We start from the raw sequence: 25,627 nt of genomic DNA, 5'->3' as shown, positions 1-25,627 counted from the left end.
CCGAAGCGTTAGGCGCTTCCTTCTTCCAAGCTCCGGACTGAAGCTCCTGAGCTGTATAGGCGTGCATCCCTTCCGCTTGCTTGTGAATCGAGGTAAATTCCGCTGAAGTCTTCTGCAGATGAGCCTTGGGAGGCAGGGAATCTATCTCAGCTTGCACGTAATCGACGCGGTTGCCCGGATTAGGGTGGTCGCTCAAAAACTGCGCGCCTCCATTGCCGTATTTTCCTTCAATCACCTCGAAGAACTGTGGCATGGCTCGCGGATCGTATCCGGTGTCATAAAGAATATCGGTCCCCATCAGATCGGCCTGCTTCTCTGCGTCGCGGGACATCTTCAAGAAGCTGAATCCGGCGATGGCTCCTATCCCTGTTTGGGCTAGAGCCCCGGCTGACCCGGGCAGGAAGATTCCAGCGGCCATCTGCCCCAGACCTGCCAGAAGACTCGGCGTCTGCTGCTTGGTGAGATTACAGGTGGAATGCCGCTGGGCTACGTGAGAAATCTCATGGGCCATCACCCCGGCCAGCTGCGCTTCCGTTCCGGCAGCCTGGATTGTCCCCAAATTAACGAAGATCGGCCCGCCCGGCAGAGCGAAGGCGTTGATCTCTGCCTGATTCACAACATGGAATTCGTACGGCCATTTATCCCCGGGTGCAAATTGAACCAGCTTAGCCCCAAGCCGTTGAACATATTGGGTAATCGGACTGGAATCCGGGAGAACAGGCATGGTCTTATAAACCTCTGCCTTGGCCTTCTGTCCTTCCTGGATTTCGCGTTCGGGACTGAAGGCATTTCTACATGGTTGAGGCTCATAGCGAGCCTCAGCGAGGGGCCCACTCAAGATAATTACTGCGGCAAGTATTGCCGCACTGAAGCTTTTGTACCGTTGCACCACTCGACCGATGCTCCTAAGCTCTTTGTCTCTCATCGCACAACCAAAGGTCGAAAGATCTCCGACATCTCTTCATACGCAATGAGTAGCTGATTCAGTTCTGTACCAAGAACATTTCTTTTCAAATCATTTATCAACAATGGACATACCGGCTCTGATCCTTGCCCTGGAATATCCCCGTATAGTCAATTGTCGATCTACATCCAAGATCGAAAAGGCTCAACCAAATCTCTGTCAGATTGGCGGAACTTCCTCTACAGAAGGACTCACTTTCTTTGATGAACGCTCACGCCGAACCCGCTTTCTTTTGCCAGCTAAAAGCTAATTGCTAGAGCCCCGAGGGCTTTGCGATCAAGCCCAAATCTGTCAATCCGTTAACAAAGAACTGCATGGCGAGCGCAACCAGCAACAAGCCCATAATACGCACCAGAATACGAATCCCGGTTTCGCCCAACAGTCGTTGTACACGATCCGCTCCCGACAAAATCGCAAAGCTGGCCAAGGCCGTTACCGCAATGGCAGCCAATATGGCTGCCATCTGCCAGGGAGAGGAGGCCTGTCCAACGATCACCATGACACTTGAAATAGCGCCGGGGCCGGCCAACATGGGGATACCGAGGGGAACGATGCTGGCATCTTCCTTCGACACCGCCTCCACCGTTTCTCCAGAGGATTCCTGCGTGGCAGAACGTTTCGCTTCAAGCATGTCCAGGCCGATAAGCAGCAGAATCAAGCCCCCGGCAATTTCAAATGCAGGCAAGGTGATACCGAACATACGAAAGATCAACCTGCCTGCCAGGGCAAATGTTGTCAGGACGAGGAAGCAGGTAAGCGACGCCCGGTAGGCCATTCGCCGGCGCTTCTTCGTATCGGCACCGCTGGTGATGGCCAGGAACGATGGCAACATCGCGAACGGGTCGACGAGAAAGAAAATCGAACTCAGCGCCAGAAGCGAAAATCGGACGTAGGTTGAGTGCAGTTCGTTCAGTGCAGAACTTGCCGTGCTCAGCATCTCACTGTGACCTTATCCCAACTCCCTCTCACTACGCTACCTCTGTCTGATGAACACTTTCTGTTCCATCTAAGAAAGCGCAAAGCTGCCCGAAAGGGCACCCCATGACCGCTTTCACGTGACACTGTCATAACGAAAGCGGTAATCTGGGTTTCTCTCTGTTATTTGGCAAGGAGTCTTCAAAACAATGCCCATTCAACCTACTGAAAAGATCTGGCATAACGGTACCCTCATCCCCTGGGACAAAGCCCAGATTCACGTTATGAGCCATGTTGTCCACTATGGCTCCTGTGTTTTTGAAGGGATTCGGTGCTACGCTCAACCCCACGGATCGGCAATCTTCCGCCTGCCCGAACATATGCAGCGACTGCTAGATTCAGCGCGCATTTATCGCATGGAGCTACCCTACAACCTCGATCAGCTATGCAGCGCTACGGTTGACCTTGTTGAAGCGAACGGCGTCGCTCCTTGCTACATTCGCCCCATCGCACTGCGCGGCTATGGAGAGCTGGGCGTTAATCCGAAGAACTCGCCAATCGAAGTCTTCATCGCCAACTATCCCTGGGGGAAATACATCGCCGGTCACGGTGGCGCAGACGTTTGCGTCTCCTCATGGAACCGCCTCGCTCCCAATACGATGCCATCTTTGGCTAAGGCGGGCGCGAACTACATGAACTCCCAGCTGATCCGCATGGAAGCCGACGCAAACGGCTACGCCGAGGGCATTGCGCTGGACGTTAACGGCTATGTCTCCGAGGGTTCCGGCGAGAACGTCTTTATCGTCCGCAATGGTGTCATCTACACCACGCCGCTAGCACACTCCGTTCTCTCCGGCATTACACGCGACTCGGTGCTTACCATCGCTCGTCACCTCGGCATTCCTGTGGTGGAACAGGCAATGCCACGCGAGATGCTGTACATCGCCGATGAGGTCTTCTTTACGGGAACAGCCGCTGAAGTCTCTCCGATTCGGTCAGTTGATCGCATTCTGGTTGGCGACGGGAATACAGGACAGGTCACAAAGCAGATTGCCGACGAATTCTTTGGAATCGCTAATGGACTGAAGCCCGATCGCTTTGGCTGGCTCACGCCTACGAAGGTAACAGCCGACACGGCAATTTCGGTTTAACAAGATCTGCAAACAATACAAAGGGCACATCTCAGACTAGAGATGTGCCCTTTGTATTTAGAACCATTCAAGATTAGGAGACTCTCCCTCTTCAACGCACTGCGGCTTGACGAGGAATCGGTGCGTTCGGTTCCGGAGTTGTAACCGTGTGTTTATGGGTGCTTGCACTCGGGGATGTCATATCCAGCGGAGTGCCGGAGATCGATTGGGGCACTGCGCCTTCCTGCTCATTCCATCCGACAAGATTCTGATCGCCTGTAATCAACCTCGCACCACGCGTAAAAGTGAAGTATGTCCAGGCCCACTCCCAAAAGACAGCCAAACGGTTACGAAATCCGATCAGGAAATAGATGTGAACGACAAGCCAAGTCATCCAAGCCGGGAAACCGCTCCAGTGAGCCTTAAATGGCCACTCCACCTTTGCGATCGCGGATTGGCGTCCAATGGTCGCCATATCGCCTTTATCGAAGTACCGGAAGTTGGAACGAGGCTTTCCGTGCAGATCGTCTTCAACCATCCGTGCAACATGATCGCCCATTTGCATCGCCGGTTGGGCTACTCCTGGAACTTGCTTTCCATCCTGCTCAAAATGTGCGAGATCGCCGCAGACGAAAATCTCAGGATGCCCTTTAGGATTCAGATGTTCATTTACGAGCACACATCCACGCCGATCTGTCTCAACCTTGAGCAATCCCCCCAAAGGAGAGGCCTGCACACCGGCGGCCCAAAGTGTCACAACGGAAGCCAGACGCTGATCACCAATCTTTACATATCCGGGACCAATATCGGTTACATGCATTCCGGTATGAACTTCGACGCCTAGATGATTCAGCTGTTCTACCGCCTTCTGTGAAAGATCCTCCGGATAGTTCGCCAAAATCCTTGGCGCACCCTCGAGGATCAGAACACGGGCTTTAGCAGGATCGATATGCCGGAAATCGTGCCGCATGTAGAGTTTTGCGATATCGGAAATAGCTCCAGCCAGTTCCACGCCCGTCGGACCGCCGCCAATGACAACGAAATTCAGCGGTGGGTGAGTTCCAGTTTCCAGCATCTGGCGTTCTGCTAATTCAAATGCGAGAAGTACGCGACGCCGGATCTCGGTAGCATCCTCAATAGTCTTCAGACCGGGAGCGTATTGGGCCCACTCGTCCTTTCCGAAGTAGGAGTGAGTGCTTCCAGTAGCAACTACCAGATAGTCATACTCCAGCTCGACACCGCTCTTCATCCGGGCCCGACGTGTTTCGACATCGAATCCGATTGCCTCATCCATTAATACTTCGATATTTTTCTTTCCTCGAAATATAGCGCGAATAGGCTGGGCAATATTTGCAGGAGAGAGTACAGCCAAGGCCACCTGATACAGAAGCGGCTGGAATGTATGGTGATTCCGGCGATCTACCAGAGTCACATCTACGGGAAGTTTTGCCAGTCCTTCGGCAGCATGAATTCCTGCGAATCCACCGCCTAAGATGAGAACTCTCGGTCGCCGTCCATCTGCTCCCGGGCGTACAAGTTGGATCGTTTTCTTCTGTGCGTCGCTATCCACGTTAACCTCCGGCAATATGGAGGGGAGCCATAGAGCCTTTCTTGGGAAGAACTCGACATTCCTTCCTCTCTACTTCAAAGATGCAGCGGTAGCGGTAAAAGATACAGCTCTCTTCTTCGGACTTAGCACCATTTTCGGTGCATCTCCAAAGTGTGTACATTCCTGAAACAACAGGAGTAAGAAGACTTAACCCTTCTCTGGCGAAGGGGCAGCAGAATCGAATGGAAGGACTACGGCATCTGTTGTCCTGAATTCGTTCGGTTACACAGTTTTGCCGGAAGGTTGAGTAGAATCGAAAAGAAACCTTTTATGCCAGACATTCGCGATACCGTCATCCTGGGATCGGGCTGTGCAGGCCTGACCGCCGCAATTTACACCAGCCGTGCCAACCTTAACCCGCTCGTCCTGGAGGGTCATGAACCAGGGGGGCAACTTTCGATTACAACCCTGGTTGAGAACTTTCCTGGCTGGCCAGAAGGCATCCAGGGCCCGGACTTGATCGACAACATGAAAAAGCAGGCTGCGCGCTTTGGAGCCGAGTTCCGCATGGCGCACCTAGCCTCTGCAGATCTTTCAAAGAGTCCGTTTGTTTTGAATATCGGGAAGGAAGAGATTCTGACTCGTACCTTGATCATCGCCAGCGGAGCTTCAGCTCGTTGGCTTGGTCTTCCGTCAGAAGAAGCCTTAATCGGACATGGAGTCTCGAGCTGTGCAACCTGCGATGGTTTCTTCTTCACAGGCAAGGAAATTGCCGTAATCGGCGGCGGTGATTCTGCTATGGAAGAAGCGCTCTTTCTGACTCGCTTTGCTTCCAAGGTCACGCTGATTCACCGCAGAGATAGCTTCCGCGCTTCGAAAATCATGGCAGACCGTGCAATGAATCACCCGAAGATTCAAATGCTGACGAATACCACGGTGCAAGAAGTTCTCGGCATAGAAGAAAAAGAGGTCAAGGGACTACGGCTTCGCAATGTCGTCAGCAACGAAGAAAGCATCCTGCCGGTTAGCGGAATGTTTCTCGGCATCGGACATGAGCCCAATGCCAAAATGTTTGCCGGACAAATAGACCTCGACGAAGACGGATACATCAAGACACAAAACAACGTCTTTACGCGCGTTCCGGGTGTATTCGCTTGCGGTGATGTGCAGGACCGTCGTTACCGTCAAGCAATTACAGCAGCAGGCTCAGGCTGTATGGCAGCTCTGGAAGTGGAAAAGTTCCTCGAAGAGCAAGGAAGGTAAAAGACCAAACAGCAGGCAGCAAAAGCCCGGCTAGCCAAAACCGGTCAGAGCCAATTTCACAGGATGCCCAACATGATTCTCGGAAGCTACGACGAATCATAGTTGGGCATTCGTATCCATTCAGATTACAAGTCTCCCGAATTTACATTCTTTCCACCGCCAAAACGGGAAGTAATTCCCTTTTCGGCAGATCAAACTTTGGTGTCTCCAATTCACCCCTCATGCTGCAGATAAGCACTCTACCCTTAAAGAATCATTTTGAAGGGATAGGAGAAGCTTGATTCATGTTCGATCCTATGGCAGCGCTGGCCTCTGCATTTCAGCATCACAAGGAAGGAAACTTCCCCGAGGTAGAGCGACTCTGCAATGCCATACTCGAAAAGTGTCCCAAGCAGCCTGATGCCTATCACTTGCTAGGCCTGGTAGCTAGTAAGGGCGGGGATCATAAAACAGCGATCCGGCTAATTCGAAAAGCTATCAAGATCAACCCCTCATGGCATTTTTTCTATAACAGCCTGGGCGTTGTTGAAGAGAACGTGGGACGTATCGACGATGCACTTGCCAGCTTTCAAAAAGCAATAGAGCTGCAGCCGGACTATACCGAAGCACATCTGCGCCTCGGCAAGATGTACTACCTCAAGGGCAGGCTCCAAGATAGCGCTAATTCTTTTCGCCGGGCCACAGAAACCAATCCTCAGAACATCGACGCCTGGAACAATTTTGGCGTTGCACTGATGGATATGAAAAATTACCAGGCAGCGATTGCAGCATTTACAAAAGCTCTCGAACTCGATCCGGAATTTCCAGAAGGACATGCCAACCTGGGCAACGCCTTATCACGAGTTGATAACTATAGAGCTGCAATCGCACACTTGGACGAGGCTATTCGCCTACGTCCCACCTATCCTGATGCCTGGAACACCTTAGGATTGGTTCTCCACGACAATCTCGAACCACAAGCCATGCTGTGCGTACAGCGAGCGCTACAATACAACCCCGAATACGCCGAAGCTCACTTTAATCTCGCTCTCCTCTATCTTCTCAATGGCAATTACGCCGAGGGCTGGAAGGAATTCGAGTGGAGATGGAAGTCGCCTAGCTTCCCGTCAAAGAAACGCAATTTCCCGCAACCACAATGGAAAGGGGAAAACCTGGAAGGGAAGAGGCTTCTTGTTCATGCAGAGCAGGGCCACGGCGACACAATTCAATTTGTGCGTTTTCTCCCAATGCTTGCGCGCTATGGAGCCAAGGTCACTCTGGAAGTGCAACCTGCACTAAAGAAGCTGCTGACAGGCATACCTGGGGTTAACGAAATCATCTCCGAAGGAGAGGCACTTCCTCCCTTCGATGTGCATTGCCCACTAATGAGCTTGCCGATGGTATTAGGCACGGTTGTAGATACGATTCCAGCACCTGTGGCAATCCCTCAATTCACGTGCTCAATACCAGCCCGGATTTCTTCGAGGAGAAGTTTACGCGTGGGATTGGTGTGGGCCGGAAGTCCTGGACATCGGCTGGATCACAAGCGTTCAATGCCACTTCAACTCTTGGCACCGCTGGCAAGAATTCCCGGGGTATCGTTCGTATCGCTGCTCAAGGGGCCGGCAACCGCTCAAATTACAGAAGTAGCTCCTTACTTCCCCATTATCGATGCTTGCTCCACGGCACAAGATTTTATCGATGTGGCACGGCAGATCACGGACCTGGATCTGGTTATCTCCGTGGATACGGCTGTAGCGCATTTGGCCGGAACGATGGGAAAGCCTACATGGATCATGCTCCCATTCCGTCCCGATTGGCGCTGGTTTTATAACCGCCAGGACAGCCCCTGGTATCCCACGGCAAAGATCTTCAGACAAAAGACAATTGGAGACTGGAATTCGGTAATTGCAGAAGTTGCTAATGAGCTTTCTATACTAGCGGCAAAGAACAATTACGCACCCTTCGAATTCACGAATTTGCCTCGGCTGGATGTGTACCCATCATCGACAGCAACGCTATAAACAAAATTCAGTCGGAAACCAATATCCGATGCAAGACCCAAGACAAAATCAGGAGGGAGACTTTCCTATGCGGAAGTCTTCCGAACCATCCATTCCTAAGCCCGCCGAACAAGATCCTGATACAGTGCATTCTCGCGGAGTTGTGGAGTATCAAAGCGGACACACAGAACTGGCGGAGAAGCTGATCCGCGCCGCAATCAAGATCAAACCTTCCGAAGCGACTTATCACAACAACTTAGGGAATGTTCTAGCCAGATTGAAGCGATACGACGAAGCACAAGGATGCTATCGGGAAGCAATCCGGCTAAACCCAAGTTATGCCGATGCTCACTACAACCTGGGACTTCTGCACTACGGCAGAAGAGACCTGCAAGCCAGCATCGATTCCCTTCGTCGCGCCGTCGAATGTAATCAGAGCCTATGGGAGGCATGGAATAACTTAGGGCTAGTTTTGCAAGAGCTCAAGAACTATAGGGCCTCCGTCTTCAGTCTCAAGATCGCAGCTCAACTTATTCCCAACAGCACAGAAGTACTTCTAAACCTTGGCTCTGTTCTTCAAAAGATTGGCGACTTCACAGAAGATTGGCGACTTCACAGAAGCAAAAGCAACGGTAGAACGAGTTCTGCAATTGGAAGCCAACTCCGCAGAAGCCTGGAATCTAATGGGTGCAATCCTCGATGGCATGGATGATCTCCATTCTACGCAATGCTTCCGTAGGGCACTCAAGCACCAGCCCGACTATCCGGAAGCATTAAGTAACTTAGGGAGAACACTCTCTCTTACCGGAGCAGCAGAAGAAGAAGAGGGCATTGCGCTTCTGCGTAAAGCAACCGAGCTCTCGCCCAATTATGCCGATGCTCATTGGAATCTTGCCTTAGCTCTGCTATTGCATGGTGAATATCCGGAAGGCTGGAGAGAACACGAATGGCGCTGGAAAATCGATAGCCTCCGCTCACCAAAGAGAAACTTCTCTCAGCCGCTGTGGCGAGGGGAGAAGCTGCCTGGGAAGCGGCTACTACTGCATGCAGAGCAGGGATTTGGCGATACCATCCAGTTTGCACGCTATATTCCGATGGCAGCAGAAGCCTCTGGAGCAGAGATTGTCTTTGAAATGCGCGAGCCACTCCAACGTCTGCTGGCAGGAATTCCAGGAATAGCGCAGATCGTGGTCTATGGAGACCCATTGCCGGAATTCGATGCGCACTGTCCATTGATGAGTCTGCCTTTGGTCTTTGGCACTACTCTCGACAGTATTCCAGCTCCAGCGATTTTGCCCTCGTTTGTAGATACTTCTGCCGGATCTACCTCTATGAAGAATAAGAGCTTGCAGGTAGGTCTTGTCTGGGCAGGCAGTCCAGATCATGGTTTCGATCGAAGGCGATCTATCCCGTTAAGTACTTTCTTGCAGCTCAAAGCGATTCCCAATATCTCTTACTTCTCTGTATTTAAAGGACCAGCACTGGCACAGACGTCTTCTCTCGAAAACCAATTCCCAATCACCGATCTCTGTTCGAAAGCGGAGGACTTTTTTGATACGGCCAAAGAGATTGCGAAACTGGATCTGATCGTCTCAGTCGATACAGCAGTCGCACATTTAGCCGCAACCATGGGCAAACCGGTATGGCTCCTGCTTCCCTACACCCCGGATTGGCGCTGGCTTTCTCAAAGTACAGACAGTCCCTGGTATCCCTCTATCCGGATATTCCGGCAAGATGCCCTCGGGGACTGGAGCAAGGTTGTGCAACAGGTTGTCCAGGAGCTTTCAGCCTTATCAAAATCCCGAGCAGATAAATGAAGCGAACTTCATTTTCAATTTGATTTGCCACTTTTCGAGCAGCGCTGTTTTCTTTTGCTAATTCATTTATCCTTAGTCTTGGCGCTGCGAGCCCTCCTTTTGGGGCCGTGGACCCAGACGTCGGCTCCTTTACACGCTTTCATATGCGTGGGGTTTGACCGGATGACGGAAGACACGATCTTTCGTTCGATTCCTGCGTTGCCCCTTCGCATAGGGATTTGTGGTGGCCTCGCCTGATATTTAACTCATCTTGCGAGGTTTCCGCGCGATGCCGGTACTTACCGAGTCTGAGATTCGCGAACTAACGCTTGATCCAGAGAATTGGAACAAACTCCGTACTCTTGGTCATCGCATGATCGACGACATCTTCGACCACCTCTCCACTCTTCGAACGCAAGCCGCCTGGCAACCCTTGCCACACGATGTCCGCTCTGCACTACAGCACCAGCCTTTACCAATAGATCCCGAAGCGGCGGAATCCGTATATCAGGAATTCCTGACCAATGTTCTTCCCTATACCAGTGGGAACCGCCATCCACGAGCGTGGGGATGGGTGCGAGGGAATGGCACGCCCATGGCGATGCTTGCCGATATGCTGGCTTCCGGCATCAATGCTCATCTTGCAGGCGGAAATCAAGCTCCAACGTTGGTTGAGGAGCAAGTGCTCGAATGGCTGCGCAAGCTTATGGGCATGCCTGAGGGCAGCAGCGGGATCCTGACTAGCGGTGGCACAATGGCAAATTTGACAGGGCTCGCAGTAGCCCGCCATGCCAAGGCTGGCTTTGACGTGCGCGAAGAAGGCCTACAAGGGCAACATCCACGGCTAGTCGTTTATGCCTCGACCGCAACCCACATGTGGGCACGGAAATCTATGGAGTTGCTTGGACTGGGAAATCGCTCGCTGCACAGAATTCCAGTGGACTCCAAAGGCAGGATCAATCTCACAGCATTAGACGCAGCCATTCAGTCCGACCGCGATGCGGGACATCGGCCCATCGCAGTTATTGGGAATCTGGGTACAGTCAATATCGGAGCAATCGATAACCTTCCAGCCATCTCAGAGCTCTGCAAGAAGGAGGATCTCTGGTTTCACGTCGATGGAGCCTTCGGAGCACTCCTGGCCGTCTCGCCTCGTTACCGGCACCTGGTGGAGGGAATGGAATCAGCAGATTCTTTGGCATTCGATTTACATAAATGGATGTCGCTCCCCTTCGATGTCGGTTGCGCCCTGATTCGCGATGCCGATACCCACAAGGCCGCCTTTGCAACTCCTGCGAATTATCTGGAAGCAACAGAACGTGGAATGCTGGCTGGTGGAATTGTCTTCTCTGACCGAGGCATTGAATTGACCAGGAGCTTCAAGGCCCTCAAGGTATGGATGTCGCTCAAGACTTACGGCGTTTCCACCTATGCAGCCTTGATCGAACAGAACGTTGAACAAGCTGCTCATCTGGCTTCGTTAATAGAAGCAGATAAAGAACTGGAACTTATGGCACCACGCGCCATAAATGTTGTCTGCTTCCGATTCCGTCCGCAAGCAATATGCGACATCGAGACATTGAACAGAATCAATCGTGAGATTGTGCTGCGGTTGCAGGAGTCAGGGAAATACGTCGTTTCCGGAACCACCCTCCACGGCGAATATGCGATACGCATCGCAAACGTGAATCACCGCAGCCAGATGGAAGACTTCGATGCCCTGGCCTCCGATGTTGTATCAACCGGGCGCACAGTTTTTCTGGATATGGTCGAACCCGAGTAGATTGGCAGGACTGTAAACTGTACAAAGAGGGCTTCGGGATTTATCAAGCCGTTCACCATGAGTACAACCACACCGAATGTCGCAGCCAATCTCGCACACATACAGGAACAGATTGCCGCAGCCTGCCGCCGATGCAATCGTTCTCCTGAGGAAGTTCAACTCATGGCGGTCTCCAAGACCCATCCGGCTGAAGCACTGCGTGAGGCATATCAGGCCGGACTTATACTTTTCGGGGAAAATCGAGTACAGGAGTACCAGCAGAAGGTTGAGCAGCTCAGAGAGCTGCCGCTTCAGGTTCATCTGATCGGGCACCTCCAATCAAACAAGTCAACGCGCGCTGCCGAGATATTTCAGGGCATCGACGCGCTGGATTCTTTGCGCCTGGCTACGCGGCTGGAGGAAGCTGCCTCCAAGCTCAATCGGAAGCTCCCAGTCCTGATCGAAATCAAATTGAGCCATGAAGAGAGCAAGACAGGTCTGGCTCCTGATTCTGACGAACTGAACGAACTACTTGAGCACCTTCCGGACCTCCCTCATATCGAAATGCAAGGGCTCATGACTGTACCGCCGTATTCAGAAGATCCGCAACAGGCACGCCCCTACTTCCAGCAGCTTCGGCAGTTGCGCGATAGACTCGCAGCCAAGCATCCCCGGCTGAACTTCGCCACTCTTTCCATGGGAATGTCCGGGGACTTCGCGGTAGGAATTGAGGAAGGCGCCACCCGGGTTCGCATTGGCACGGCTCTGTTTGGAGCCAGAGATTACTCGAAATGATCCCGATACGTGATACAACGCGAGGAGCTACCCTGGAAGTGCGTGTTCATCCCCGTGCTCGCAAGACCGCGATCACTGGTGTAATGGGAACAGCCTTGAAGATTGCTCTCTCCGCACCACCTGTCGAAGGGAAAGCCAACGAGGCTTTGATTGAATTCTTCTCAGATCTCTTTCACGTTTCGCGGTCGTCAGTACAAGTCATCACCGGAGCACAATCCAGAACAAAAGTCGTGGCAGTAGCAGGACGCACAGCTGCAGAATTGCTGCCTGTTCTTGAAGGATTAGTCCCTGTTGAGTAGTTCTCTATTCGCTTCCAGCGTATTCTGCATTACACTTCCTTGTAATTACATTCGATGGAAATCGAATTCCTTGATGGCGTTTTTGCAAAATACCAAGACTCAGTATTGACGAGGATGCAGAAACGCAAAAACGTCATAGAACGCCCAAACTGAAGGAAAACGCATGACCAATCTCTACGCTGCAGTTCTGGGCGTCATTGTTCTCAGCCTGTTGGTTGCTTCTCTTTCACGACTCCGCAAGGTCAAGACTAAAGCCGATTATCTTGTTGCCGGCCGCTCCTTGCCTGCAGTCGTTCTTGTCTTTACTCTGCTCACCTCCTGGATCGGAGCCGGCTCCCTTTTTGCCGGAGCAGAAAACGCTTATCGCAACGGTTTTGCGGCTTTATGGCAGCCTGCCGGTGGCTGGATCGGGCTATTGGCGATTTATTTCATCGCTCCACGAGCCAGGAAGTTTGCTCAATTCACCATCCCTGATCTGTTGGAAGCCCGATATAACCAAACAGCCCGAGTCTTGGGAACCATTGCCATTCTCTTTGCCTATACGGGGATCACCAGTTATCAGATTCGCGGTGGTGGTGACATTCTCCACCTGATCTTTCCAAACACAATTACCTCGACTCTTGGGATGTACATCATCGCCTGCTTTGTGATCGTCTTTACGGCAATTGCAGGTATGGCCTCAGTCGCCTACATGGACGTTCTGATTGGATCGATGGTGACGGTGATTTGTCTCGCATCCGTTCCCATGCTCCTCTCGAGGGTTGGCGGTTGGGATGGCTTACATGCGGCTCTTCCGGCCAGTCATTTTCAGGTATTGGGGAGTCTGACGCTCACGCGTGCGCTTGAATTCCTAATTCCGACAATGCTGCTCATGCTGGGAAATCAGAACATGTACCAGAAGTTCTTCTCAGCCCGAAACGAGAAGGATGCACGCAACGCAGTCGTCGGATGGATTGCCGGAACTTTTGTGCTGGAGATACTTATTGTCGCTATTGCCGTTATCGGATCGGCACTGTTCCCGACAGGTGAAGTGGCTAAACACCCGCGCGAGATCATTCCCTACACAGCGCGTAACGGCATGCCCACATTTATGGGAGCGCTACTTCTCGGCGCAGTCTTCGCAAAGATTATTTCGACAGCCTCTAATTATCTCTTCTCGCCTGCGACGAACTTAGTAAACGACGTGTATTCGCGTTATATCAATCGCAACGCCTCGGATAAGAAGATCCTGATCGTCTCTCGTCTCGTCGTCGTGCTCCTAGGCATCTGGGCGCTCTATCAGGCAATCGGAGCAGAAAGCGTTCTAGAGAAAATGCTCTATGCCTACACTGTCTATTCCGCTGCGCTCACTCCGGTCATTCTTGCAGCGTTTTATTCGCGAAGAGCAACCTCCGCTGGAGCGGTTTCTGCAATTGCGGTTGGAACAGCCGTCACAATCTGCTGGGATCTTCCCTTTGTTAAGCATCAGGTCCCAGCTGTAATTGCACAGCGAGATGCTATCTTTCCGGCGTTGATTGCGGCTCTGCTGTGTTTGATTCTGGTGAGTCTGTCCACGAAGCCACCCCGACAGGAAAAGTTGGACCAGTTTGCCGATCACGCATAGGCATTTGCATACAAGCGCCAGGTAAGCCGTACCTACAGCAACGAGGGGATAACAAAGTACTCCGCCGCCATATATTCCGGCCAGATCGCGATCGGAATATATGGCGCTTTATTTTCTATACTTCCGGCGATAGCAGCCGCCCTACTTGGAGGCTGCTATCGCAGCAGGCTTCGGCAAAGAACTCTCCTTCCAACCGCCGCCCAGAGCACGAATTAACTGCACACTGGCTTCCATCCGCCGACGTTGGATTCCTACGGCAACTCTCTCATTCTGCAAACGTGCATTTTGGGTTGTAATCACCTCAAGATAAGTAACCATTCCACCCTTATAGCGATTCAGAGACAGTGCTTCAGCACTCCGTGCCGCATTCACGGCTCGTTGCTGGCGCTCCGACTCATCGGCCAGAATGCGGAGCGAGGCAAGATTATCTTCTACTTGACGAAAAGCTGTCAGAACATCTTGCCGATAATCGGCGACCACTTCGTCATAATTGGCGTTCGCCAGTGCTACTCCTGCTCGACGCTTTCCTGCATCGAAAAGAGTCTCCGATAATGACGGACCTACCGCCCAGTAACGGCTGGGGCCGGCGATCCACTTCTCCAGACTTCGGCCTTGCAAGCCAATCACTCCGCTCAGGATTACCTGCGGATAATAGGCCGTATGAGCTAAGCCAATTTGGCTGTTGGCCACGGCCACTCTCCGTTCTGCTGCCGCTATATCCGGCCGCCGCTGCAGCAGCTCTGCAGGCACACCAACAGGAATTGCAGGCGGTGTCATTTCCTGAACCTTCTCAGTAATAGAAAAGTTCTCCGGCAACTGTCCAGTAAGTACTGCTATCGCGTCCAGATATTGAGTCCGAGCATTCTCTAGATCAACTTCTTGAGCTCCAGCGGATTCCAATTGCGTACGTGCTTCCTCAACCTCTGCACGATTTGCAACTCCACCTTCATATCTATGCTGGGTAAGCTCCAATGCCTTCTGATAGGCACTAACAGAATCGGATAAGACCTTTCTCTCATTATCGATACTGTGCAAAGCGAAATAGTCGACAGCCAGCTCTGCATGAAGACTTAAGCGCACGTTTTCTAAATCCGCAGCTGTGGCTTGAGCATTTTGCACAGACGCGTTCACGATTGTACGAATGCGCCCCCAGAGATCCGGCTCCCAGGAAGCAGATGCATTTAAAACAAAATCTCCAAAATCGGTCTGAGCAGCCGCCGGAGGGTTTCCTTTATTTCGAGATAAACGATCACGTGCGATAGATCCTCCCACAGAGACCGAAGGTTTCTCGGCAGCCCGGTTTTCACGAACAAGCGCACGCGCTTGGACGAATCGTGCCGCTGCAGCCTTCAGCGATTGGTTGCTGACATCTATACGCTGTTCCAGAGCATTCAATTCAGGATCGCCGTAAATCTCCCACCAGTTCCCCTTTGCCCAGGCATCCTCAGGATTGGCCTGCGCCCAGCCACTCGATCCAGAAGCAACTGCCGGAGTTCCTTCCCTATAGGCTGGAGGCACTGGCACATTGGGAGCAACATATTTTGGCTGCACCCTGCATCCCGCACAAAAACTGGCAGTAATTGCAAGCACCACAATCGGAGACTTCATCATTGTGCTTCCGCCTGGGCCAGCTGAATCTTTTGCCCGGAGACAATGGAATCAGGAGGATTGATGACAATGCGATCACTGGGGGACAATCCGGAAGTCACTTCCAATCCATCGCCAAAGTCGCGGCCAATGGTGATTGGGCGCAACTCCACATGATCTCCATGTGCCACAACTGCGCTGATACCTTCCGAGCGAAACAGTACTCCATTAATCGGAACGATCAACGAATTAGAAGGGGCGTCCAGCTTTAGATGAACTTGCACATACTCGCCAGGAACCAGCGCTTCATTTGCATTATCTACATCGACTTCTACCCGCAATGTTCGGGAGGAAGGATCCATTGCGTTCGAGGTCCGTACCACGTGTGCGGAGATCATCTTGCCGGGGGCTTCCGGCAGGGCTATTTCCACCGGCGTTCCAGGCATGGCCGAGCGTGCATTCAGCTGAGGAACCTGAATATAGACACGCATCTGCCGGATTGCCGCCAAATGAAATAACTCTTTGGCTGGTCCATTACTTCCAGCGTTGATCAGATCTCCAATATCGACATTGCGGGCAGTAATCACTCCGCTAAACGGCGCATAGATCTTTTGGAAGCCTTGCATCTGCTCGAGCCGACGGACATTTGCGCGGGCAGCATCCTCTGTCGCCGCCTTGGATTCCATAACTCCGGTCTTTTCCTCTGCCTCTTGCGGCGATACCGAATCTGTCTTGCGCAGGTTCTTCCAGCGTTCTGCTGTTGATTTTGCCAGCCGGCTGTCGGCTTGCGCGGTTGATAGCTGTGCGCGCGCCTGACGTAGCTGCTGATCGATCTCCGGAGTCTCGATCTCAGCGAGCAGTTGCCCAGCCTTTACATGTGCCCCAATATCTACATACCAACGCTTGAGATATCCATTTGTCCGCGCATAAATCGGAGTATCGGTAAAGGCTTCCATGTTACCCGGCAACACAAGCTCTTCAGATGGTGAGCCAAGCTTAGGCTGAATGGTCCGCACCCGCAGCACCGCATTTGCTTCCGTAGCATGTTCCAACATAGCCTCGGCATGGACACGGCTGTGAATGCCGTAGGCAATAAGCAAAACAAGAAATCCTGCTCCGCTAACTAGACAAATCAACAAGGACTTTGTTTTCGACATTCCCATTGTCCGGTGTTCGCTGTCATTCTGATGATTCGGCATTTCCATATCGATCTCTTTCAAAAGTCTCTCTGTTACGTTCCGGGATCTACTCTTCGCGCGGAGCGGAAGGCTGATAGTTTCTATGCAACAGGCTGAATACACCTGGGACAAAGAACAACGTAGCAATAGTGGCGCAGATCAGGCCGCCAATGACTGCGCGTCCTAAAGGAGCATTCTGCTCACCGCCTTCTCCCAGGCCCAGTGCCATCGGAACCATACCAATGACCATGGCCAATGCCGTCATCAGTACCGGACGAAAGCGGGTTGCACCGGCTTCGAGAGCTGCAGTCACCGAGCTACCCGTCTCATGTAGCTTGTCTCTGGCAAACGCCACAACAAGAATGCTGTTGGCGGTCGCCACTCCCATGCACATAATCGCGCCCATTAGAGCCGGTACACTCAGCGTCGTATGCGTGACAAAGAGAAACAGCACAATACCGCCCAGCGCCGCGGGAAGCGCGGTAATAATGATGAATGGATCGAGCCAGGACTGAAAATTGACCACCATTAGTAAATAGACAAGAACGATGGAGAATGCCAGCCCACCAATCAGACTGATATAAGAATCTTTCATTGTTGCAATTTGTCCACGAACAAAAATGCGGCTGCCCACGGGGAGCTTGGAACGGTTAGCTTCTACGATTCTTTGGATATCACGCCCAACGGCACCCAGATCGCGACCACGTGCCGTGCCATAAATATCAATGACGCGCTGGACGTTATAGTGGGAAACAACCGCCATCTCATTCGACCTTTGCATCGAGGCAACGTCCGCCAGGATTCCAGGTTGAGGCGCATTCGTTCCACTAATAGGAATATTTCTAAGATCGTTGACATTCTGGATACGGTATTGCGGAGTTTGAACGACGAGGTTATAGCTGACACCATTCTTCGGATTAAGCCAGTAGGTCGGTGTCGTTTGAAAACTTCCGCTCAGTGAAATCAGTAGATTGGTCGCTACATCCTGTTGAGTGAATCCACCTTCGGCAGCCCTGCTTCGATCAACCTGGAAATGTAACTTAGGCTGATTGAAAGCTTGCTGAATGCGAAGATCCGCAGCCCCAGGAACATGCTGCAGCTGTTGCAGCAGAGAATCGGCAAAGACTCGATTTGCCTCAGAGTTCGGACCTACAACCTGAACATCAATTGGAGAAGGCATGCCGAAGTTCAGAATCTGGCTCACCATATCCGCAGGCAGGAAGGAGAAAGTAATATCTGGAAACTGTTGATGTAAGCGGTCGCTGAGTAGTGAAACATACTTCTCTGTCGGCTTATGGTGCTCCTTTAAATTGATCATAATGTCAGCGTCACCACTGCCAATAGGAGCCGCATTGTTATACGTCAGATTGATTGGGCTGATCGGAAGGCCAACATTGTCCAGAATTCCATCCAAATCTCGCGTCGGAATTTCCTGCCGAATTTCCCGCTCAACTTCATCGCATATCTTTGCAGTCTCTTCGATACGCATTCCTGTAGGTGCACGCATGTGCAGTTTGATCTGCCCCGAATCTACGCTGGGGAAGAAATCTTGTCCTAACCAGGGGATCAGCAAAAACAGAATAAGAAAGAAAAACAGGAAGCCCGGAAGGAAGACCCTTCTTGTCCGAATCGATGTTGCAAGAAGAGCTGAATAACCGCCACGCAGAGCCTGAAAACTTTGTGCAAATTTCTGTTGAAAGCTGCGGAAGGGATGCCAGCTCTGCCTCTGAATCTCGACCTCTTCCGCATCCTTGTGCTTTTTAAGAATATATTGGGCAAGCGTCGGCACCAGAGTTAGAGACAGGATGTATGAAGCTAACATTGCGAAGACTACCGACTCTGCCAGTGGAACAAATAGATAGCGTGGCACTCCACTCAAGAAGAACATCGGCAAAAACACAATGCAGATGCATAGAGTCGATACCAAGACGGGAATCGAGATCTCCGAGGCACCGGCAAGAATCGCCTTGTGCAACGACATTCCCTGCTCGAGGTACCGCTCGATATTTTCGATTACAACCGTCGCATCGTCCACCAGGATACCCACAGCAAGAGCCAGACCACCCAGCGTCATTGTGTTGATCGTTTCATGCAGGGCAGCCAAGGTTAGAAGTGAGCTCAAAATCGAAAGAGGAATGGAAATGGCAATCACAAGGGTGCTGCGCCAACTGCCCAGAAAGACGAGAATCATGATCCCCGTCAAACATGCGGCAAGAAGCGCTTCACGAATTACGCCGCTGATAGCTGCACGGACAAAGACTGACTGATCTGCAATCGGAGTAATCTTCAAATCCTTGGGAAGAATCGCCGCTACGGTCGGCAGTAGTTTGCGAATACCGCTAACAATATCCAGAGTGGAAGCATTACCTGCCTTATAGACGATGAGCAGAGCGCCGCGTTTTCCATCCTGTCGAACGATACTGGTCTGAGGAGCAAAACCGCTGCGCACGCTTCCGATATCGTGCATATAAAGAGTCGTGCCATTAACGGCCTTCAGCGGCAGGTCGCTGATCTCCTGCACTGTCTGTGGACTTCCATTCATATCCACGTTGTATTCATACTGTCCCAACTTCGCTGTACCTGCAGGCAGAATCAGACTTTGCGAAGTCAGTGCGCTCAACACATTCTGAGGAGAGACATTGTTGGCTTGCATCAGCGCAGGATTGAGGTCAACCATGATCTGAGGATTCTTGCCGCCATATGGCCACGGAACAGCGGCTCCAGCAACCGTTGCCAGTTGCGAACGCATAGTGTTCATGCCTAAGTCGCCCAACTCCTGCTCGGAAAGAGTTGGACTCGATAGCGATAGCTGCAAAATCGGAACAGTAGAAGCGTTGTAACTAATGATCAGCGGAGGCGTTATGCCTTTGGGCATTTGATTCAGTACCGTTTGAGAAATCGCGGTCACCTCGGCAATTGCCGTATTGACATTTACATTTGGCTGAAAGAAGACCTTAACAATTGACTTTCCATTGAGGGTCTGGGATTCGATGTGCTCAATGTCGTTCACCGTCGTCGAAAGGCTGCGCTCATAAAGAGAAACAATGCGGCCTTCGAATTCGACCGGACTAAGACCGGTGTAGGTCCAGTCCACAGCTACAACTGGAATATCGATGTTTGGGAAGATGTCGGTCGGCATCCTCTCGATCGCAACCGGGCTGGCAATCAGAATCAGGACAGCTAGAACAATAAAAGTATAAGGACGTGCAAGCGCGAGCCGAACAACCCACATAAAGGAATCGTGACCTCATCCATATAGAAACAGAACTGTTTCGTTTCGTTATTACTAATGATATCCTATCGAGTCAAGAATGAGGGCGTGTCAATCCAACCCGTGTTCAGCGAAGCAACCTGGAAGGCCGCGGGACGAGGCTACTCGCGCCCGTATTCAAGAGGCAGCTATCGATCTTCTGATCGAAGAAGGTTTCCTCAACCTTACCTGCGATGCAATTGCGCTGCGTGCTGGGACCAGCAAGGCTACTATTTATCGTTGGTGGCCTAATAAAGAGCACGTCGTAATTGACGCGTTCGTTGCAACGCTCTCTCCTCAAATGCCGATGCAGGCGGCAGACACTCTTGAAGAATTCATCACTGGTCACATCCGTCAGTTCATCAAGGCGATGAGCGGACGAAATGGCCGGCTCATGACAGCGGTCATCGCAGCTGCACAGGTGGCTCCGGAGGTACACGAGGCTTATATCAAGCACTGGCTCAAGCCTCGCCGCGACCTATGGAGGACAGCGCTCTTGCGCTTCCAAAGCACGGGAGAGTTACCTAAGGATTTCGATATCGAAACAGTGCTCGATGCAATGTATGGCCCGTTACATTTTGTCTTAATGGTGCAGCGCAACCGGTTAAGCGCATCCTATGCAGAGAAACTTCTCAAGATTCTGCTAAACGGACTTCCCTCCAGGAAATAAGCCTGCTATCAACCTAAGTTAGAGGTCACTCCGGACTCGTTTTCAAGATACCGATGGCTTCCACATGTTCCAGCCCAGGGACAAACCAGCTCAGGCTGTCTCTCAATACTATCGGCTATGTAAAATTCTTGAGAACAGTCTGGCTGATATATTTCTCACGTGTCGTAGCAACAAAGAGACAAGATGCCTGTTACGTTACTCACGATCGAACTCCACATTGAGCATGCACAATCGCTCAAAGACCGCAGACAGGTTGTCCGCTCTATCAAAGACAAACTTCGCCAAGGATTCAATGTTTCCGTATCGGAACTTGACGAAGCCGTTACCTGGCGTTCGGCAACGCTTGGGATCTCAGCCGTTTCCCGTTCCCGGGACTATCTTTCCGGCTTAATGGAGCAGGTGGAAAGAGCTACCGCACGGATGGCCAATGACTTAGGTGCCACCTTGGCGGATTCGTACTGGCAATATCTCGAAGACTGAGAAAGTGTCCTTCCCGTCCGCCCGGTCGTCTGCTATTCTAGACGGTTTTACCGAGGACAAAACAATGCCGGAAGTGAGAGCACGTAAATACCACCAAGACCGAGTCGCAGAAACTCTGCGTGAAGAAATTGGCACCATGATTGAAGGTGAGCTTTCCGATCCGCGCATCAGCTTCGCCTATGTAAGTGAAGTGCAGATCAACCCGGGCGGGAAATCTGCTCGCGTTTATGTTGCAGTTGATGGCGGTACCGAGGAAGAAGAACAGACCATCGAAGCCTTGGGAGCCGCGCGCGGTTATATCAGACATGAGCTGCTCGAGCGCATGGGAGTTCGCCATGTGCCGGATCTGACCTTCCACATCGACCGGTCGGAAAAGATGAAGAGCCGGATCGACGAATTGCTTGGCAGAGCAAAAAAACGCCAAAAGGAGAAAGCGGGCTTAAGCGGCGAATGATGGAAGATTGGCATACCATCGACGCAATTCTTCAGACCTTACGCTCTGGACATCGATTCCTGGTTGTTTCACATGCGCGACCGGATGGAGATGCTCTTGGTTCCATGCTGGCTTGCGCCATGCTCTTGGATCAGCTGGGGAAACAGGTTGATGTCTTCTCCAGTGATCGAGTGCCTCTCATTTATCGATTTCTACCCGGAGTGAATCGTGTACGTCTCGTCTCCAACGTCGAGGGACAATACGACGCGGTATTGCTCCTGGAGTGCGACGGAACAGCCAGAACGGGCCTGAAGGGCCTGGAAGGCCGTTTCCTGATCAATATCGACCACCATACGAGTGGTCAGGCTTTTGCCGACCTCAATTGGATTGACCGTGAGGCCAGCGCCACAGGAGAGCTGATCTACGATCTTGCCGTTGCGGCCCGAGTTCGCATAACGGAGGCGATGGCGACGTGTATCTACACAGCCGTGCTCACAGATACCGGATCCTTCCATTACCAGGGAACGCGAGCCCGGACCTTTGAATTGGCCCAGCGGCTGGTGGAACTTGGCGCGAATCCCATTGCAATTGCTCAGAACGTCTACTTTTCCAACCCCATGTCCAAGATGCTTCTTCTGGGCTCGGCCCTCTCCACGTTGCAAAGAGAAGGCCGGATCGCCTGGCTTTGGGTCACGCATCAGGACATGATCCGGACCCGTGCGGCAGAAGAAGACTGTGAAGGAGTGGTAAATTACGCCATCTGTATTTCCGGGGTAGAAGTAGCGGTCTTTTTACGCGAGTTGCCGGACCATAGTGTCCGTCTCAGTCTCCGTAGCAAAGGCAATGTCAACGTAGCGAAGATTGCGGAATTGTTCGGCGGCGGAGGCCACGATTCGGCCAGTGGCTGCAATATTAAATTGCCTTTGCAGACGGCTACCGAGCGGATCCTCACCGAATTACGGAGGGCAGTCGCCACCGTGGTCTCCGATGTTGCTTGAACAGATTCTTCGAGGATTGGCCTCAATCTGTTAGCCTTGTCCCGTTGCCCTCTTCTACCTCTCTGGAGCAGAGGCGGGGCACGCGATATAAAAGAACCAGTGGCTAGCTCTTCCGATCAAACTCCGGCCCCCCGAACTGACGAGACAACGCTCGTCTCCCGTTTCCCTGCGCTCAGTACGACGCTGGAAGTGGCTACACTTTTTGTATTCACGATTTTTTTCCTTTTCTATGGTTTAGTCCCTATCTTCGGAGGGGACTACCTGGGCCTGGTCGGTGCTGACGAGCCCCGCTACGCACAGATTGCGCATGAGATGCTTACCAAACTCGATCATGCGTATTCGCTGCGGGACCGTTTGAACGCATTTGTAACGCCCTATCTCTATGGCCAGCCGTGGCTGGAAAAGCCCGCACTGTATTACTGGCGGGCCATGTTTGCGTTCAAGGAGTTCGGGGTCCATGACTGGTCGGCCCGGATACCTTCCGCCAGCTTCGCATTCGTTCTGATTATCCTCACGTACTTGCATATCCGGCGCTTCCGTCCGGGTGGACAGCTGAATGCAGCACTGATTACCGCTTCTTGTGTCGGCATCATGGGCTTTGCCCGTGGCGCCTCCACGGACATGCAGTTGGCTGCCCCCTTCTGCATAGGAATGCTGGGCTGGTACGCGTGGTATGAAACGGATTCGAAGTTCTGGCTCTTCGATATTTATTTTTTTGTGGGAGCTGCCACCCTGGCAAAGGGACCTGTAGCCCCCTTCATGGCAATCACCATTCTTGTCCTATTCGCGGCGTTGAGACGAGAATGGTCCATTTTGCGCCGTACCATCTGGATTCCAGGGATCATTCTTTACTTCGCGATGGTGCTGCCGTGGTTTATCGCCGTCCAGCACCGCAATCCTAGCTTTTTGCGTGTCTTTTTCCTGGAACACAATCTGGAACGTTTCGCCACCAATCGCTACCAGCATATCCAGCCCTCCTGGTATTACCTGGCCATCGTTCTCCTGTCGCTCACACCGTGGACGATCGTGGCGATCCAAGCATTGGTCGATGCAGTCAAGCAGTCATTCGCAGAGTGGAAGGTTCGGAGAGATCCCTCTCGCTACGTAGGACATACTCGAACAGGTGACGCATTCCCTGAATTCCTCGTATTGTGGGCCCTCTTCCCGATTATCTTCTTCTCCCTCTCTAAATCGAAGCTCCCCGGTTACATTCTGCCCGCCGTTCCTCCGATTACGATTCTCACGGGAGATTATCTCAATCGCATCCGGCAAAGCGGACTGCGCACCTGGACGCTCGTAGTACACGCGATTTTCGTTGGAGTCATGACAACCGTCGTGTTACTGCTCCCCTGGCACATCGTGCATGGAAATGGCTGGCCACCGGCCCGCTCTGTTGCCGCCGCCGGCATTACCGGACTGGCAGCAGCGATTCTGATCCTGGTTTCTGTAGGAAGATTTGGAATTAAACGCCTGCGTATCGCGACCATGGCTCCCATGGTGATTCTGATCTTCTTCCTCTTCGGAATCGGCCCTATCTTTGGACTCCTCAAGCTGCCTGAGACAAAAAGAAACATCCAGCTACTCGACGCAACCTATTCCGCACGGCTCCTCTCTCGGATTGTTGACGATATTGTCCCGCCCGGATACACGATTGCAGTCTTTAGGGTTCGCCGAGATGTCGAATTTGGCCTGGCATTCTATCGGAATCACCAGTTAGCGAATTACGAGTTGGATGGGGTACCTAAACAAGAACATCTCCTGGTAGTCCGGAAGGCGTTTACTCCAGAATTGGGTCAATACTTGAAGGGACGAAGCTATCAGCAACTGTTTGACTATCCAGCGCAGAATCTTGTGATCTATAAAGTATCTGCCGGATCTTGAAGAGCTAAGCTTCTCTGCCAAGTACCTCGATTTCGTAAATAGTTGGTTCGCCGTTATGATTTCGGCTGTGCCGTTTGAGATTCTCGACTTGCGCCACTTCGCGGGCGCTAAGCTCCGCAGCCTGCTGGAGGAGGAGAGCCGCGTCTGGAGCGAGCGCCTCCACTGGGATTACTACGGCTCGGCGAATCTCCTTCTGCAATATCTAAACTCCCACATCCTGCCCGGCTATGTTGCGCTAGAAGGCGGCACCGTCCTGGGATATGTCTTCTGCGTCCACGAGAATACAAAAGCTGTCATTGGAGACGTCTTTGCCGGCGGAAATACCAAACCGTCAGACCGGATCGAGTCAACCCTGCTTCTCCATCTACTGGAGCTACTCCAAAATACTCCTCATGTAGAGCGAATCGAATCGCAGATTCTACTTCCGTCCAGCGGCACACATGCCGAAATCTTTCGCAGCTTCGACTGCCAGATCTATCCGAGACTTTTTATGGAGCAGGATTTGACGCAGAAGCCGGAGCGCAGAACTCTTCCGGTTCTTCCCAAAGAGCTCGAAATGCGGTCATGGAATGATTCGGACCTGATCCCAGCAGCTGAGCTGATTACGATGGCTTACAAAGACCACCTGGACAGCGTAATCAACGATCAATACTGCTCGGCAAATGGGTCTCTACGCTTTCTTCACAACGTAGTTCGCTTCCCTGGCTGCGGATTCTTTGAGCCTAAGGCCTCCCGCGTCCTCGTGCACCGGCACTCCGGAATGCTGGCGGGAATGCTGCTCTGCTCTCGTGTACGCGACGATGTGGGGCATGTAACCCAACTATGCATTCATCCGGCATATCGCAGCAGAGGACTGGCACGCATCATGTTGGAGGAGTCTGCCCGAGTACTTCGCAATCGTGGCTTCCAGGCGCGCTCTTTGACCGTCACCGAGGGAAATAACCGTGCAGTAGAGCTCTATCGTTTTGAGGGTTTCAGAACGATTCACACCTTCGACGCTGCGGTGTGGACGAGAGAGTAAGCAGCTAGGATCCGGTTAAGGTGGCTTTGCCACCGAGCAAACAACAAGCTAAAAAGCAGCCCAATGAAGAA

General features: G+C 52.1%; 21 protein-coding genes (1 of these 21 running past the window's edge). 15 read left to right on the top strand and 6 right to left on the bottom strand.

Annotation, left to right across the window (positions count from 1 at the left end; all coding sequences use genetic code 11):
- Positions 1–889, bottom strand: partial view of a M48 family metallopeptidase gene (locus AC6I7T_RS18750; RefSeq protein WP_497788996.1) — the 5' portion only. Its footprint begins 551 nt before the window's first position; the window shows 889 of its 1,440 coding nt (coding positions 1–889); its start codon is at positions 887–889; its stop codon lies beyond the left edge, outside the window.
- 328 nt (positions 890–1,217) lie between these two features.
- Positions 1,218–1,901 (bottom strand): MarC family protein, encoded by a 684-nt coding sequence (locus tag AC6I7T_RS18745; RefSeq protein WP_497788995.1) that lies wholly within the window; start codon positions 1,899–1,901, stop codon positions 1,218–1,220.
- A 187-nt stretch (positions 1,902–2,088) separates the two neighbouring features.
- Between AC6I7T_RS18745 and AC6I7T_RS18740 the strand changes: the two genes are divergently transcribed.
- Positions 2,089–3,030 (top strand): branched-chain amino acid transaminase, encoded by a 942-nt coding sequence (locus AC6I7T_RS18740; protein WP_497788993.1) that lies wholly within the window; start codon positions 2,089–2,091, stop codon positions 3,028–3,030.
- Positions 3,031–3,121: 91 nt separating this feature from the next.
- Here AC6I7T_RS18740 and AC6I7T_RS18735 read toward each other — a convergent pair whose 3' ends face one another.
- Complete coding sequence (locus AC6I7T_RS18735) at positions 3,122–4,579, bottom strand: NAD(P)/FAD-dependent oxidoreductase (protein WP_497788992.1); 1,458 nt, start codon at positions 4,577–4,579, stop codon at positions 3,122–3,124.
- 309 nt (positions 4,580–4,888) lie between these two features.
- Here AC6I7T_RS18735 and trxB point away from each other — a divergent pair, with 309 nt between their 5' ends.
- The 8 genes from trxB to AC6I7T_RS18695 all read left to right on the top strand — a co-directional run bounded on the left by trxB (position 4,889) and on the right by AC6I7T_RS18695 (position 14,058).
- A complete protein-coding gene (trxB, locus tag AC6I7T_RS18730; protein WP_497788990.1) occupies positions 4,889–5,821 on the top strand; it encodes a thioredoxin-disulfide reductase in 933 nt (310 codons plus the stop codon).
- 284 nt (positions 5,822–6,105) lie between these two features.
- Positions 6,106–7,824 (top strand): tetratricopeptide repeat protein, encoded by a 1,719-nt coding sequence (locus AC6I7T_RS18725; protein WP_497788988.1) that lies wholly within the window; start codon positions 6,106–6,108, stop codon positions 7,822–7,824.
- Between the two features lie 67 nt (positions 7,825–7,891).
- A complete protein-coding gene (locus tag AC6I7T_RS18720) occupies positions 7,892–8,515 on the top strand; it encodes a tetratricopeptide repeat protein (RefSeq protein WP_497788987.1) in 624 nt (207 codons plus the stop codon).
- The gene (locus AC6I7T_RS18715; RefSeq protein WP_497788985.1) at positions 8,487–9,620 is read left to right on the top strand and encodes a tetratricopeptide repeat protein; all 1,134 of its coding nucleotides are present in this window, start codon (positions 8,487–8,489) and stop codon (positions 9,618–9,620) included. The genes AC6I7T_RS18720 and AC6I7T_RS18715 overlap by 29 nt, the downstream gene beginning before the upstream one ends.
- Before the next feature lie 268 nt (positions 9,621–9,888).
- A complete protein-coding gene (locus AC6I7T_RS18710; RefSeq protein WP_497788984.1) occupies positions 9,889–11,382 on the top strand; it encodes a pyridoxal phosphate-dependent decarboxylase family protein in 1,494 nt (497 codons plus the stop codon).
- A 57-nt stretch (positions 11,383–11,439) separates the two neighbouring features.
- Positions 11,440–12,156 (top strand): YggS family pyridoxal phosphate-dependent enzyme, encoded by a 717-nt coding sequence (locus tag AC6I7T_RS18705; protein ID WP_497788983.1) that lies wholly within the window; start codon positions 11,440–11,442, stop codon positions 12,154–12,156.
- Complete coding sequence (locus AC6I7T_RS18700) at positions 12,153–12,455, top strand: DUF167 domain-containing protein (protein WP_497788981.1); 303 nt, start codon at positions 12,153–12,155, stop codon at positions 12,453–12,455. The genes AC6I7T_RS18705 and AC6I7T_RS18700 overlap by 4 nt, the downstream gene beginning before the upstream one ends.
- A 163-nt stretch (positions 12,456–12,618) precedes the next feature.
- Positions 12,619–14,058 (top strand): sodium:solute symporter family protein, encoded by a 1,440-nt coding sequence (locus tag AC6I7T_RS18695; protein ID WP_497788980.1) that lies wholly within the window; start codon positions 12,619–12,621, stop codon positions 14,056–14,058.
- A gap of 141 nt (positions 14,059–14,199) precedes the next feature.
- Here the strand turns inward: AC6I7T_RS18695 and AC6I7T_RS18690 are convergent, their stop codons facing one another.
- Genes AC6I7T_RS18690 through AC6I7T_RS18680 form a run of 3 tightly spaced genes read right to left on the bottom strand, consistent with a single transcriptional unit; the run spans position 14,200 to position 20,055 of the window.
- Positions 14,200–15,669 (bottom strand): efflux transporter outer membrane subunit, encoded by a 1,470-nt coding sequence (locus tag AC6I7T_RS18690; RefSeq protein ID WP_497788978.1) that lies wholly within the window; start codon positions 15,667–15,669, stop codon positions 14,200–14,202.
- A complete protein-coding gene (locus tag AC6I7T_RS18685) occupies positions 15,666–16,865 on the bottom strand; it encodes an efflux RND transporter periplasmic adaptor subunit (RefSeq protein WP_497788977.1) in 1,200 nt (399 codons plus the stop codon). The genes AC6I7T_RS18690 and AC6I7T_RS18685 overlap by 4 nt, the downstream gene beginning before the upstream one ends.
- A gap of 25 nt (positions 16,866–16,890) precedes the next feature.
- The gene (locus tag AC6I7T_RS18680) at positions 16,891–20,055 is read right to left on the bottom strand and encodes an efflux RND transporter permease subunit (RefSeq protein ID WP_497788976.1); all 3,165 of its coding nucleotides are present in this window, start codon (positions 20,053–20,055) and stop codon (positions 16,891–16,893) included.
- Positions 20,056–20,134: 79 nt separating this feature from the next.
- On the opposite strand from AC6I7T_RS18680, the gene AC6I7T_RS18675 reads away from it, so the two are divergent.
- The 6 genes from AC6I7T_RS18675 (at position 20,135) to AC6I7T_RS18650 (ending at position 25,556) form a co-directional block, all read left to right on the top strand.
- Complete coding sequence (locus tag AC6I7T_RS18675) at positions 20,135–20,743, top strand: TetR/AcrR family transcriptional regulator (protein ID WP_497788975.1); 609 nt, start codon at positions 20,135–20,137, stop codon at positions 20,741–20,743.
- A 183-nt stretch (positions 20,744–20,926) separates the two neighbouring features.
- Complete coding sequence (locus tag AC6I7T_RS18670) at positions 20,927–21,223, top strand: DUF503 domain-containing protein (RefSeq protein ID WP_497788974.1); 297 nt, start codon at positions 20,927–20,929, stop codon at positions 21,221–21,223.
- A 64-nt stretch (positions 21,224–21,287) separates the two neighbouring features.
- A complete protein-coding gene (gene rbfA / locus AC6I7T_RS18665; RefSeq protein ID WP_497788973.1) occupies positions 21,288–21,677 on the top strand; it encodes a 30S ribosome-binding factor RbfA in 390 nt (129 codons plus the stop codon).
- Positions 21,674–22,654, top strand: coding sequence for a DHH family phosphoesterase (locus AC6I7T_RS18660; RefSeq protein WP_497788971.1), 981 nt, complete (start codon positions 21,674–21,676; stop codon positions 22,652–22,654). The genes rbfA and AC6I7T_RS18660 overlap by 4 nt, the downstream gene beginning before the upstream one ends.
- Before the next feature lie 99 nt (positions 22,655–22,753).
- Positions 22,754–24,535: an ArnT family glycosyltransferase gene (locus AC6I7T_RS18655; protein ID WP_497788970.1), complete on the top strand. Its 1,782-nt coding sequence runs from the start codon at positions 22,754–22,756 to the stop codon at positions 24,533–24,535.
- Positions 24,536–24,590: 55 nt separating this feature from the next.
- Positions 24,591–25,556 carry a GNAT family N-acetyltransferase gene (locus tag AC6I7T_RS18650; RefSeq protein ID WP_497788969.1) on the top strand — a complete coding sequence of 322 codons (966 nt, stop codon included), beginning with the start codon at positions 24,591–24,593 and terminating at the stop codon, positions 25,554–25,556.
- Positions 25,557–25,627 lie beyond the last annotated feature (71 nt).

It is taken from the genome of Humiphilus diazotrophicus (assembly GCF_059726315.1).
This window is presented reverse-complemented; position numbering and strand designations above follow the sequence as displayed.